General features: G+C 50.9%; 13 protein-coding genes, 3 tRNA genes and 3 pseudogenes. 17 read left to right on the top strand and 2 right to left on the bottom strand.

What is annotated here, in order from left to right; translation table 11 throughout:
* The first annotated feature begins 9 nt into the window (after nt 1-9).
* The 7 genes from ACLD4K_RS16740 (at nt 10) to sdiA (ending at nt 5819) form a co-directional block, all read left to right on the top strand.
* Nucleotides 10-729 carry an RNA polymerase sigma factor FliA gene (locus ACLD4K_RS16740; RefSeq protein ID WP_001087453.1) on the top strand — a complete coding sequence of 240 codons (720 nt, stop codon included), beginning with the start codon at nt 10-12 and terminating at the stop codon, nt 727-729.
* A gap of 58 nt (nt 730-787) precedes the next feature.
* Complete coding sequence (gene fliZ, locus ACLD4K_RS16735) at nt 788-1339, top strand: flagella biosynthesis regulatory protein FliZ (RefSeq protein ID WP_183060134.1); 552 nt, start codon at nt 788-790, stop codon at nt 1337-1339.
* A gap of 146 nt (nt 1340-1485) precedes the next feature.
* Nucleotides 1486-2286 (top strand): cystine ABC transporter substrate-binding protein, encoded by an 801-nt coding sequence (tcyJ, locus tag ACLD4K_RS16730; RefSeq protein WP_000761631.1) that lies wholly within the window; start codon nt 1486-1488, stop codon nt 2284-2286.
* Nucleotides 2287-2439: 153 nt separating this feature from the next.
* Nucleotides 2440-3426, top strand: a complete 987-nt coding sequence (dcyD, locus tag ACLD4K_RS16725) for a D-cysteine desulfhydrase (protein WP_411012182.1) — start codon at nt 2440-2442, stop codon at nt 3424-3426.
* A 20-nt stretch (nt 3427-3446) separates the two neighbouring features.
* Complete coding sequence (gene tcyL, locus ACLD4K_RS16720) at nt 3447-4115, top strand: cystine ABC transporter permease (protein ID WP_001158238.1); 669 nt, start codon at nt 3447-3449, stop codon at nt 4113-4115.
* Entirely contained in the window at nt 4112-4864 is a 753-nt protein-coding gene (gene tcyN, locus ACLD4K_RS16715; protein WP_183060133.1) for an L-cystine ABC transporter ATP-binding protein TcyN, read from the top strand. The genes tcyL and tcyN overlap by 4 nt, the downstream gene beginning before the upstream one ends.
* A gap of 232 nt (nt 4865-5096) precedes the next feature.
* Nucleotides 5097-5819, top strand: a complete 723-nt coding sequence (gene sdiA, locus ACLD4K_RS16710) for a transcriptional regulator SdiA (RefSeq protein WP_183060132.1) — start codon at nt 5097-5099, stop codon at nt 5817-5819.
* 66 nt (nt 5820-5885) lie between these two features.
* Here the strand turns inward: sdiA and ACLD4K_RS16705 are convergent, their stop codons facing one another.
* Together ACLD4K_RS16705 and ACLD4K_RS16700 are read right to left on the bottom strand one after the other, a co-directional pair.
* Nucleotides 5886-6110: a DUF2594 family protein gene (locus tag ACLD4K_RS16705; protein ID WP_000106483.1), complete on the bottom strand. Its 225-nt coding sequence runs from the start codon at nt 6108-6110 to the stop codon at nt 5886-5888.
* A complete protein-coding gene (locus tag ACLD4K_RS16700) occupies nt 6107-6262 on the bottom strand; it encodes a hypothetical protein (RefSeq protein WP_023137488.1) in 156 nt (51 codons plus the stop codon). The genes ACLD4K_RS16705 and ACLD4K_RS16700 overlap by 4 nt, the downstream gene beginning before the upstream one ends.
* 311 nt (nt 6263-6573) lie before the next feature.
* Between ACLD4K_RS16700 and uvrY the strand changes: the two genes are divergently transcribed.
* The 10 genes and pseudogenes from uvrY to ACLD4K_RS16650 all read left to right on the top strand — a co-directional run.
* Entirely contained in the window at nt 6574-7230 is a 657-nt protein-coding gene (gene uvrY, locus ACLD4K_RS16695; protein WP_000611323.1) for a UvrY/SirA/GacA family response regulator transcription factor, read from the top strand.
* Nucleotides 7227-9059 (top strand): excinuclease ABC subunit UvrC, encoded by a 1833-nt coding sequence (gene uvrC, locus ACLD4K_RS16690; RefSeq protein ID WP_411012181.1) that lies wholly within the window; start codon nt 7227-7229, stop codon nt 9057-9059. The genes uvrY and uvrC overlap by 4 nt, the downstream gene beginning before the upstream one ends.
* A 56-nt stretch (nt 9060-9115) precedes the next feature.
* Entirely contained in the window at nt 9116-9664 is a 549-nt protein-coding gene (gene pgsA / locus ACLD4K_RS16685) for a CDP-diacylglycerol--glycerol-3-phosphate 3-phosphatidyltransferase (RefSeq protein WP_001160192.1), read from the top strand.
* Between the two features lie 151 nt (nt 9665-9815).
* Nucleotides 9816-9891 (top strand) — tRNA-Gly (locus tag ACLD4K_RS16680).
* Between the two features lie 51 nt (nt 9892-9942).
* Nucleotides 9943-10016, top strand: a tRNA-Cys gene (locus tag ACLD4K_RS16675).
* Between the two features lie 11 nt (nt 10017-10027).
* Nucleotides 10028-10114 (top strand) — tRNA-Leu (locus ACLD4K_RS16670).
* A gap of 251 nt (nt 10115-10365) precedes the next feature.
* A pseudogene (locus tag ACLD4K_RS16665) lies at nt 10366-10697 on the top strand (hypothetical protein).
* A 163-nt stretch (nt 10698-10860) separates the two neighbouring features.
* Entirely contained in the window at nt 10861-11004 is a 144-nt protein-coding gene (locus ACLD4K_RS16660; RefSeq protein ID WP_259468490.1) for a hypothetical protein, read from the top strand.
* A pseudogene (locus ACLD4K_RS16655) lies at nt 10946-12038 on the top strand (SH3 domain-containing protein); the annotation flags it as partial. The gene ACLD4K_RS16660 and the pseudogene ACLD4K_RS16655, both read left to right, overlap by 59 nt.
* Nucleotides 12039-12186: 148 nt before the next feature.
* Nucleotides 12187-12530: pseudogene (locus ACLD4K_RS16650) on the top strand (hypothetical protein); the annotation flags it as partial.

Genomic DNA, 12530 nt, shown 5'->3' with positions numbered 1-12530 from the left:
CTGTTTATCGTGAATTCACTGTATACCGCTGAAGGTGTAATGGATAAACACTCGCTGTGGCAGCGTTATGTACCGCTGGTGCGTCACGAAGCATTGCGCCTGCAGGTGCGATTGCCGGCGAGCGTGGAACTGGACGATCTGCTACAAGCGGGCGGCATCGGGTTATTAAATGCGGTCGACCGATATGACGCTTTGCAAGGAACGGCATTTACCACTTACGCAGTGCAGCGTATTCGTGGGGCGATGCTGGATGAATTACGCAGCCGCGATTGGGTGCCGCGTAGCGTCCGGCGTAATGCCCGCGAAGTGGCGCAGGCGATGGGACAACTGGAGCAGGAACTGGGGCGTAATGCGACGGAAACCGAAGTGGCGGAACGTCTTGGCATTCCTGTTGCGGAGTATCGTCAGATGTTGCTCGATACCAACAACAGCCAACTTTTCTCTTACGATGAGTGGCGGGAAGAGCATGGCGATAGCATCGAACTGGTGACTGAAGAACATCAACAGGAAAACCCGTTACATCAACTGCTGGAGGGCGACCTGCGACAGCGGGTAATGGATGCGATTGAATCGCTGCCGGAGCGCGAGCAACTGGTGTTAACGCTGTATTACCAGGAAGAGCTCAATCTCAAAGAGATTGGCGCAGTACTGGAAGTCGGCGAATCGCGGGTCAGCCAGTTGCATAGTCAGGCCATCAAACGATTACGCACCAAACTGGGTAAGTTATAGGTCGCGCATGGTCGCACCCGAAAAGTGCCGCACAACGTATAGACTACCAGGAGTTCTCATGACGGTGCAGCAACCTAAAAGGCGGCCCTTGAGCCGCTATCTTAAAGACTTTAAACACAGCCAGACGCATTGCGCGCATTGTCACAAACTGCTCGACCGCATTACGCTGGTTCGCCGTGGCAAGATCGTTAATAAAATCGCTATTTCACAGCTGGATATGCTACTTGACGACGCTGCCTGGCAGCGGGAGCAGAAGGAGTGGGTGGCGCTGTGTCGATTTTGCGGCGATTTGCACTGCAAAAAGCAGAGTGATTTTTTCGATATTATCGGTTTCAAGCAGTATTTGTTTGAACAAACCGAGATGAGCCATGGCACGGTGCGGGAATATGTCGTGCGTTTACGACGTCTTGGCAATTACCTCAGCGAGCAAAACATTTCCCACGATCTGCTGCAGGACGGTTTTCTCGATGAAAGCCTGGCGCCATGGTTGCCGGAAACCAGCACCAGTAATTACCGTATCGCACTACGTAAATACCAGCAATATAAAGCGCATCAGCAGATTGCGCCCAGACAGAAATCCCCCTTTACCGCCAGTTCTGATATATATTAAAAAAGCATAAGATGTAGCAGAGTCGTGTTGGTGAAACGTGGCAAACCTTCTACATTAGGCTGAGTCCCCCAAAGGTTCGCGAGACGTGACGATGCGCCATGGCGGGACACAGTCTATGGTCATTAACGGCAATATTCGGGGTTACTATGAAATTAGCACTGCTGGGACGTCAGGCACTGATGGGAGTAATGGCTGTAGCGCTGGTGGCGGGAATGAGCGCGAAGAGCTTTGCCGATGAGGGTTTGCTGAACAAAGTTAAAGAACGCGGCACGCTGCTGGTAGGGCTGGAAGGTACCTATCCGCCGTTTAGCTTTCAGGGCGAAGACGGCAAATTAACCGGTTTTGAAGTCGATTTCGCCGAGGCGTTGGCAAAACATCTGGGCGTTAAAGCGTCGTTGAAGCCGACCAAATGGGACGGAATACTGGCGTCGCTGGACGCTAAACGCATTGATGTAGTGATAAACCAGGTCACGATTTCAGACGTCCGTAAGAAAAAATATGATTTCTCTACGCCTTACACTATCTCCGGCGTTCAGGCGCTGGTGAAAAAAGGCAATGAAGGCACGATCAAAACGGCGGCCGATCTGCAGGGCAAAAAAGTCGGCGTTGGGCTGGGGACTAACTATGAAGAGTGGCTACGTCAACATGTTCAGGGTGTGGATATCCGTACTTATGACGATGATCCTACAAAATACCAGGATCTGCGCGTAGGCCGTATTGACGCGATTTTAGTCGATCGTCTGGCGGCGCTGGATCTGGTGAAAAAAACCAAAGGTACGCTGGCCGTCACCGGTGATGCGTTTTCGCGTCAGGAGTCCGGCGTTGCGTTACGTAAAGGCAACGAAGACTTGCTGAAGGCGGTAGATAACGCCATTGCGGAAATGCAAAAAGATGGCACCTTAAAAGCGCTCTCTGAAAAATGGTTTGGCGCTGACGTGACCCAATAATGCTCTACGTTGCCCGGCAGGCAGTGCGCCGCCGGGCAATATCAACCTCATACTATGTCAGCAAACGGAGGCGCGTGAATCGGCGCCTTTTTTATTTCCGTTAGATCAACGTGCATAATAAAAAGAACACACCACAACGTTACCGGAGGCTCAATGCCACTACATCACTTAACGCGCTTTCCTCGCCTGGAGTTTATCGGCGCGCCGACCCCGCTCGAATACCTGCCGCGATTGTCTGATTTTCTTGGCCGTGAGATTTACATTAAGCGCGATGACGTTACGCCCATTGCAATGGGCGGCAATAAACTGCGTAAGCTGGAGTTTCTGGTGGCCGACGCGCTGCGAGAAGGGGCGGATACGCTGATAACCGCAGGGGCGATTCAGTCGAACCATGTCCGTCAGACGGCGGCAGTCGCGGCCAAATTGGGACTGCATTGCGTCGCTTTGCTGGAAAATCCAATCGGTACCACCGCGGAAAATTACCTGACGAATGGTAATCGCCTGTTACTGGATTTATTTAATACGCAAATTGAGATGTGCGATGCGCTGACCGATCCGGATGCGCAGCTGCAAACGCTGGCGACGCGCATTGAGGCGCAAGGGTTCAGGCCCTATGTGATTCCGGTCGGCGGCTCCAGCGCGCTGGGCGCAATGGGATACGTAGAGAGCGCCCTGGAAATCGCCCAGCAGTGTGAAGAGGTCGTCGGGCTCTCTTCAGTGGTGGTGGCCTCCGGCAGCGCCGGAACGCACGCCGGGTTAGCTGTCGGGCTGGAACATCTGATGCCGGATGTCGAACTGATTGGCGTGACCGTTTCACGTTCTGTCGCCGAGCAGAAACCCAAAGTGATTGCCTTGCAGCAGGCTATTGCCGGTCAGCTGGCGCTGACGGCGACGGCGGATATTCATTTATGGGATGACTATTTTGCCCCAGGTTACGGCGTGCCAAATGACGCGGGGATGGAGGCGGTGAAACTGCTGGCGAGCCTGGAGGGGGTGCTGCTGGATCCGGTATATACCGGCAAAGCGATGGCGGGTCTGATAGACGGCATCAGCCAGAAACGCTTTAACGATGATGGGCCGATTCTCTTTATTCACACCGGTGGGGCGCCTGCGCTGTTTGCCTACCATCCTCATGTATAACCTCCAGGTAATCAACGCGAATGCAAGAAAGTATCCAACTGGTTATTGAATCGCTGCCGTATTTGCTTAAAGGCGCCGTCTTTACCCTGCAACTGAGTATTGGCGGTATGTTTTTTGGTCTGCTGCTGGGATTTGTGCTGGCGCTGATGCGGATGTCTCCGCTATGGCCGGTTCGCTGGCTGGCGCGCTTTTATATCTCGATTTTTCGCGGTACGCCGCTTATCGCCCAGTTATTTATGATCTATTACGGCCTGCCGCAATTTGGTATTGAGCTGGACCCTATCCCGGCGGCGATGATTGGTTTATCGCTCAATACCGCGGCTTACACGTCCGAGACGCTGCGCGCGGCGATCTCGGCTATCGACAAGGGGCAATGGGAAGCGGCGGCGAGCATTGGCATGACGCCGTGGCAAACGCTACGTCGCGCTATTTTGCCGCAGGCCGCTCGCGTTGCGCTTCCGCCGTTGAGCAACAGCTTTATCAGCCTGGTGAAAGATACGTCGCTCGCCGCGACGATCCAGGTGCCGGAGTTGTTCCGCCAGGCGCAGTTAATTACCTCGCGAACGCTGGAGGTGTTTACCATGTATCTGGCCGCGTCGTTAATCTACTGGGTAATGGCGACCGTCTTATCGGCACTGCAAAACTATTTTGAAAACCAGCTTAACCGCCAGGAGAGAGAGCCAAAATGAGTGCGATCGAAGTCACCAACCTGGTCAAAAAATTTCATGGTCAAACGGTGCTGCACGGTATCGACCTTGAGGTGAAGCCCGGAGAAGTCGTCGCCATTATCGGCCCGAGCGGCTCAGGGAAGACAACGTTATTACGCTGCATTAACCTGCTGGAACAACCGGAAGCGGGCACCATTAAAGTGGGCGATATTATCATCGATACCGCCCGCCCACTTAGCCAGCAAAAAGGGTTGATTCGCCAGCTACGTCAGCATGTTGGCTTTGTCTTTCAGAGTTTTAACCTGTTCCCGCATCGTACCGTGCTGGAAAATATCATTGAAGGTCCGGTGATTGTAAAGGGAGAGCCGAAAGCCGAGGCGACGGCGCTGGCGCGGGAACTGTTAGCCAAAGTCGGGTTGGCCGGTAAAGAGACCCGTTATCCGCGCCGCCTGTCGGGCGGGCAACAGCAGCGCGTGGCGATTGCGCGTGCGCTGGCGATGCGCCCGGAAGTGATTCTGTTTGATGAGCCCACGTCGGCGCTTGATCCTGAATTAGTCGGCGAGGTGCTTAATACGATTCGCCAGCTGGCGCAGGAAAAGCGCACGATGGTGATCGTCACTCACGAAATGAGCTTTGCGCGTGACGTGGCTGACCGGGCAATATTTATGGATCAGGGGCAAATCGTTGAGCAGGGGCCGGCGAAAACCTTGTTCGCCGATCCTCAGCATCCGCGTACCCGCCAGTTCCTTGAGAAATTTTTAGTGAAATAATACCTTTTCAACGCTCGCCCGAATTAGCCGCGCCTTGGGCGAGCGCAATGAATAATTATGAAGTCATTCTGCCAGATTATTAACCTCGCTCTCTGGCGGAAGCCGAAAAACTGTAATGCCGCTCAAGTATTCTACGTTTCGTCCGATATTTCTTATATATAAACGCTATTTATGTGTTAATTTAAGTCATTCATAATAATGATTATCAATATCAAAGGCGTGACCATAAAATATGCAGGAAAATGATTTCTTCACCTGGCGACGCGCAATGTTGTTACGCTTTCAGGAGATGGCGGCAGCAGAGGATGTTTATACTGAATTGCAATATCAGACACAGCGGCTGGAATTTGATTATTATGCCCTGTGTGTTCGTCATCCCGTCCCCTTTACCCGGCCTAAAATATCGCTTCGTACCACTTATCCTCCGGCGTGGGTAACGCATTACCAGTCCGAAAACTATTTTGCGATCGATCCGGTATTAAAGCCGGAAAATTTCAGGCAGGGTCATTTACATTGGGATGACGTGCTATTTCATGAAGCGCAGGCAATGTGGGATGCCGCCCAGCGTTTCGGATTACGCAGAGGCGTAACCCAGTGTGTGATGTTGCCGAACCGGGCGCTGGGCTTTTTATCTGTTTCCCGTAGCAGTTTACGCTGCTCCTCGTTTACCTACGATGAAGTGGAGCTGAGGTTGCAACTGCTGGCGCGGGAGAGTCTTTCGGCGCTGACAAGACTTGAAGACGACACGGTGATGGCGCCTGAGATGCGTTTCAGTAAACGTGAGAAAGAGATTCTGAAGTGGACGGCGGAAGGGAAGACCTCATCGGAAATCGCCATTATTCTGTCTATTTCTGAAAATACCGTTAACTTCCATCAGAAAAACATGCAGAAGAAATTCAATGCGCCAAATAAAACACAGATTGCCTGCTACGCTGCGGCGACAGGTCTGATATGACGTGCTGACGATGCTTCGCGCCAGACGCGAAACCGGCTGAAAGCGATGCTAACAGCCGGTTTTTTACTACTGGCGGTAAGCCTGTTTAATTTGCTTAACCGTACTGGAAAATACCGCCGCTTGTGCTTCATCATCCATCTGCGCGATCTGTTTTTCCATTTTAAGAATCACGCGCCCTGCATCGGCCTGGCCCATCGCCTGCAGCATCAGCGTTAACATGGCTTTCAGGCAGTTGACTTCAGTAGCCAGTTCTTGATTATTCTCAGCGGTGGAAAAATCAGGCGTACTCATTTATTTTCCTCGTTATGTTTCAGTGAAAATGTGCGATAGCAGATGTTAAGGCGGCGGAGTATACCATAAGCTACGCTAAAAATAGCAGTGGTTGTTTTTTGATCAAGAAGCGGAAGGTTTACCCACAAAATAAACGTTGCCGCGTGATGCATATATTTTCTTCATTCTTTGTTTATTACGCGTATTTCATTCGTTAATTATTGTTACAAAGTTGATTCCCTAATTAGTGTTTAGACAGCGGAACGTGAAATTTTTGTCACCATTATGAAATGGCAGCCCGGAACAGCGCCGCCAGAAGGGGCGACAACGTTGGCAGTTTCCGCATGACGTACAACATAATTTCCAAAAACGAGAGCAAAATCGAATACCCGGTGTTTTTTTACGTTTCAAAGTTGAGATAAAACCAGCTAATATAAGGACGATTAACTATCAGTAGCGTTATCCCTATTCTGGAGATATTCCTTTGATCAACGTTCTTCTTGTTGATGACCACGAACTGGTGCGCGCAGGGATACGACGCATTCTTGAAGATATAAAGGGCATTAAAGTTGTCGGTGAAGCGTGCTGCGGAGAGGATGCGGTAAAATGGTGCCGTACTAACGCCGTTGACGTCGTGCTGATGGATATGAACATGCCCGGTATTGGCGGCCTTGAGGCGACGCGTAAAATTGCCCGATCGACAGCGGATATCAAAGTGATCATGCTGACCGTCCATACGGAGAACCCGTTGCCCGCCAAAGTGATGCAGGCTGGCGCAGCTGGCTATCTCAGCAAAGGCGCTGCGCCTCAGGAGGTGGTGAGCGCTATTCGTTCGGTGTATTCCGGACAACGTTATATCGCCTCCGATATCGCTCAGCAGATGGCGCTCAGTCAGATCGAGCCTGCAAAAACGGAAACGCCGTTCGCCAGTTTGTCTGAACGCGAGTTGCAGATTATGCTGATGATCACCAAGGGTCAGAAGGTCAATGAGATTTCAGAACAGCTGAATCTCAGTCCTAAAACGGTGAACAGCTATCGCTATCGTATGTTCAGTAAATTAAACATTCATGGTGATGTTGAGCTGACTCACCTGGCAATCCGCCATGGCCTGTGTAATGCGGAGACGTTAACAAGCCAGTGAGTGAAATGTTTGACGCAAAAGCGTTTTTGAAAACCGTTACCAGCCAACCCGGCGTCTATCGTATGTATGACGCCGGCGGTACGGTTATTTATGTCGGTAAAGCAAAAGACCTGAAAAAGCGTCTTTCCAGCTACTTTCGCAGCAACCTGGCTTCGCGTAAAACCGAAGCGCTAGTTGCGCAAATTCAACACATTGATGTCACGGTAACGCATACCGAAACGGAAGCGCTGCTGCTTGAGCATAATTACATCAAGTTGTATCAACCGCGTTACAACGTGTTGTTGCGTGATGATAAATCCTATCCTTTTATTTTTCTGAGCGGCGATACCCATCCGCGTCTGGCGATGCACCGTGGCGCCAAACATGCGAAAGGCGAGTACTTCGGTCCATTTCCTAATGGCTATGCCGTGCGGGAAACGCTGGCGCTGTTACAGAAAATTTTCCCTATCCGCCAGTGCGAAAACAGCGTGTATCGCAACCGCTCGCGTCCTTGCCTGCAATACCAGATTGGCCGCTGCTTAGGCCCATGCGTTGCCGGACTGGTCAGCGAGGAGGAGTACACGCAACAGGTGGAGTATGTCCGGTTGTTTTTGTCCGGCAAGGACGACCAGGTCTTAACACAGCTGATTGCCCGGATGGAAAAGGCCAGCCAGGATCTGGCATTTGAAGAGGCGGCGCGTATTCGCGATCAGATCCAGGCGGTACGCCGGGTCACGGAGAGACAGTTTGTCTCCAATGCGGGCGACGATCTCGACGTTATCGGCGTGGCTTTTGATGCGGGTATGGCCTGTGTGCATGTGCTGTTTATTCGCCAGGGTAAGGTGCTGGGTAGCCGCAGCTATTTTCCAAAAGTGCCTGGCGGTACGGAACTGGGCGAAGTGGTGGAAACCTTTGTCGGGCAGTTTTACCTGCAGGGTAGCCAGATGCGCACGCTACCGAGCGAGATACTACTCGATTTTAATCTTAGCGATAAAACGCTGTTGGCCGACTCGTTGTCGGAACTTGCCGGACGGCGTATTCATGTCCAGACAAAACCGCGCGGCGATCGCGCCCGTTATCTCAAGCTGGCGCGGACCAACGCGGCAACGGCCTTAATCACTAAACTCTCGCAGCAGTCCACCATCACGCAGCGTTTGACTGCGCTGGCGGCGGTATTAAAACTTCCTGCGATCAAGCGGATGGAATGTTTTGACATCAGCCATACCATGGGGGAGCAAACGGTCGCATCCTGTGTGGTATTTGACGCTAACGGGCCGTTACGCGCCGAGTATCGTCGTTATAATATCGCGGGCATCACGCCGGGTGATGACTACGCGGCGATGAATCAGGTGCTACGTCGGCGTTATGGCAAGGCCATAGAAGAAAGTAAGATTCCGGACGTTATTCTGATCGACGGCGGAAAAGGGCAGCTCGCCCAGGCGAAAGCCGTTTTCGCTGAGCTGGATGTTCCCTGGGATAAGCATCGCCCTTTGCTGCTCGGCGTCGCCAAAGGCGCGGACAGAAAGGCTGGTCTGGAAACACTCTTTTTTGAACCAGAAGGCGAGGGGTTTAGCCTGCCGCCGGACTCGCCGGCGCTGCATGTTATTCAGCATATTCGCGATGAGTCGCACGATCACGCGATCGGCGGGCACCGTAAAAAACGCGCGAAGGTTAAAAATACCAGTACGCTGGAAACTATTGAAGGCGTTGGACCTAAACGTCGCCAGATGCTGCTGAAATATATGGGCGGTTTGCAAGGACTACGTAACGCCAGCGTAGAAGAAATTGCAAAAGTGCCGGGTATTTCGCAAGGTCTGGCAGAAAAGATCTTCTGGTCGTTGAAACATTGAGGCCACTGTAGCAACATAGGGGTAATTTCACTGACAACAGATAGTTACCCGTCACTATGCAATTTAATATCCCTACGTTGCTCACGCTGTTTCGCGTCATCCTGATTCCATTCTTTGTCGTGGTGTTTTATTTGCCGTTCGCCTGGGCGCCGATGGTCAGCGCGCTGATTTTCTGTATTGCCGCTATTACCGACTGGTTTGACGGCTTTCTGGCGCGACGCTGGAACCAGAGTACGCGTTTCGGCGCTTTCCTCGACCCCGTCGCCGACAAGGTGCTGGTGGCGATCGCCATGGTGCTGGTCACCGAGCATTATCATAGCTGGTGGGTGACGTTACCTGCGGCGACGATGATAGCCCGCGAAATTATTATCTCTGCTCTGCGTGAATGGATGGCGGAGCTGGGCAAACGCAGTAGTGTAGCGGTCTCCTGGATCGGTAAAGTCAAAACTACCGCGCAGATGGTGGCGCTGGCGTGGCTCTTGTGGCGTCCGAATATCTGGGTAGAGTATGCCGGGATCGCGCTTTTCTTTGTCGCAGCGGTACTAACGTTGTGGTCCATGTTGCAATATTTGAGCGCTGCACGCGGAGATTTGCTTGATCAGTGATCGTTTCGCCGCAAATTTCAGCAAACGATCGTGAGTGACGAAAAATATCGTTGACTCAGTGCGTCAGGTAAGTAGAATGCAACGCATCGAACGGCAGCACTGATTGCCAGACGATAACAAAATCAAGTGATTAACAAAGTTGCTTGATACTGCGGGAATAGCTCAGTTGGTAGAGCACGACCTTGCCAAGGTCGGGGTCGCGAGTTCGAGTCTCGTTTCCCGCTCCAGTTTAAAAGCATTGGCGTAAAGCGGATGCTGGCTGAAAGCCAAAAAAATTTGGCGCGTTAACAAAGCGGTTATGTAGCGGATTGCAAATCCGTCTAGTCCGGTTCGACTCCGGAACGCGCCTCCAATTTTTCCCGAGCCCGGATGGTGGAATCGGTAGACACAAGGGATTTAAAATCCCTCGGCGTTCGCGCTGTGCGGGTTCAAGTCCCGCTCCGGGTACCATGGGAAAGACAAGAATAATCAAAGCAATAAGCAGTGTCGTGAAACCACCTACGGGTGGTTTTTTTGTGCCTTCAGTTTGTATGCCGACCGCGAGCGTGAACTCTCCAGCGCGATACACAGTAAAAAAACACCGGTAGCGGCATTTCTGCCAGTACAGTAGTTATCGTGCTACCGACCCGCAAGAACTTATGCCTGGTAAATACTAAACGTCGGGTAAATCAGCCGATAAAATTCATTAATCTCTATAAAAAATGCTGTTATGTTTTATGCCTGCTTTATAAAGAGAGTAGGTCTGCCAGTGAAATATACCGATAATGCAAAATTATTTATTAGCTTCATTAATATTGGGATTGTAGGTTGCACTTTTCTACTTTTTTTTATTTTGTATGAGCCTGAGAGTGCAATCGTAACCTACTCTCTTCCAGGTGAGCTTTCCTCTTCGGCATGTGATGCGCGTAATTTTATTGGCTACGTCGATGCAAATGATTTTGCCGAGTATATAAAAACAGTAGAACTGACGCGCTACAGTATGTATTGTCTGAAAAAAACAGGGGCGGGTCAGTGGAGTATTTATGCAGATTAAACGAGTATATAACTGTTCAGGGGTATTTTCTGTACAATTTAATTAAAGGTAGATAGCGGGCTAATATTCATCGCAAGGTAATGTGATCCGCATCATGCTTTAATCACGTTTTGCAATATTGTCTTAATAACGGGTCAACTATAGATAATTTCGGGTTTCGTGAATGGTGGTTTTGGTCAGTCTCTATATTATGCTTTCCCCGTTTTATGGCGATGATGATGCAAAAGAAAACCTGGGTCGTTTTATTGATGCCATTGTGCCTCACCGCTTGCCACCAGACGACCTGCCGATCAACAGCCAAATATGAAATTCTCGCAGGGAGCTATATTGACCCGACAAAACACGCTTTCCGTTAGCGGATTATTCACAGTCGGTTGATAAATGGATACCTCCGGACTCGGCTGATTACACTATTCCGGTTATTGATAGTGCAACCCAACAACGCTACTTTAGCGCACTAAAATCTCATTATTTCGGAATGGACAGTGAAGCTCACTCGCCGTGGAATAGTTTTTATATTACCGTGTTGCTGAAAAAAAGCGCAGCACAGGCGCGGGATGCCAGTATTAAGCAGTTTCTTAGCAACGGCAGTGCTTATTGGGGGGAAAACTTCAGACTTTATACCTCTCACTGGAAAGCGGGAGTTAGAGGGAATACGGATACGCAGATTGACAATATCTATCATGCCTCCCGGCGAGGCATTATGGTCAGAGAAAGTTTAGTCAGAGCGCTGCCAACGGATGATCCGCTCTTTAACGATCCCCGTCAGGCGGGCGAGGGGTACCCGTTTGATAATTTACAAATGTCTTCGCTGCGTCCCGGTACGCCGGTCTATACGCTGACGGAGAGCAAAGACCAACGCTGGCAATATGTCGTTTCACCAGCGGTAACAGGCTGGGTTCATAGTGAAGATATTGCCAGTGCGGATCAGAAATTTATAACACAGTGGGTTTTGCTTGCTCACAAGCAACTGGGGGCATTTATCAACGCGCCGGTTTCTGTCCATGCCGCAGGCGTCTATTATTTCACCGGGCGGCCGGGCACTATTTTACCGTTCCGACATCAACGGGCGGGCCAGTTTCTGATTGCGGCGCCAGTTCGCGACAGCAACGGTCGCGCGTTTATCCATTGGGTCTGGCTAAGCGGTAACGAGTTTACGGCTATGCCGTGGAAAATATCGCCGTGCTAATAAAAGCAATGCACGGCGCCCCCTACGGTTGGGGAAATTTTAACTTTTATAATGATTGTTCAGCCGAAGTCCGCAGCCTGTTAATGCCGTTTGGCATATTCCTGGCCAGACATTCATCCGCGCAGGTAGAAGCTGCTGGACGGGTAGTCGATCTTAGAGCCTATCCCATTAGGGCTATTTTACTTGCCATTTTGGTCCTGGGCAGTGCTCAAAATCCTCACGTACTACGTGTACGCTCCGTTTTTTGCGCGCTGTCCGTATCCAAACTGGCTGCGCCAATAACGCCTGGTGGGATAGGCTCTTAGTCATAAAAATCCCCAAATGCGGATCGATTATCTCACCAGATATGGAAAACCGTTTACTACGCTGGTCTATATTCCAGGGCATATTATGCTGTATATCGGTAACACAAGCATGAATGGACAGGTCGTGCCGGTCACTTATCAGAATATCTGGGGATTGCGCCCAAACCATGCTAATAGCCGGAGCATTATCGGTGAGGCGGTATTTTTGCCGTTACTGCGTTTTTATCCTGAAAATCCTGAACTGATATCGCTGGCTGGTAAGGTTCTGTTTCAGCTTGGTTATATATACCCTTCATACTTCAAGTCGCTTATGTGTTGGCTACGGATTACTCGGCCCAT

It is taken from the genome of Salmonella sp. 741265055_HSA (assembly GCF_046569525.1).
Taxonomy (GTDB): Bacteria; Pseudomonadota; Gammaproteobacteria; order Enterobacterales; family Enterobacteriaceae; genus Salmonella; species Salmonella enterica.
The sequence above is the reverse complement of the archived record's forward strand: the minus strand, read 5'-3'. Positions and strand labels throughout refer to the sequence as shown.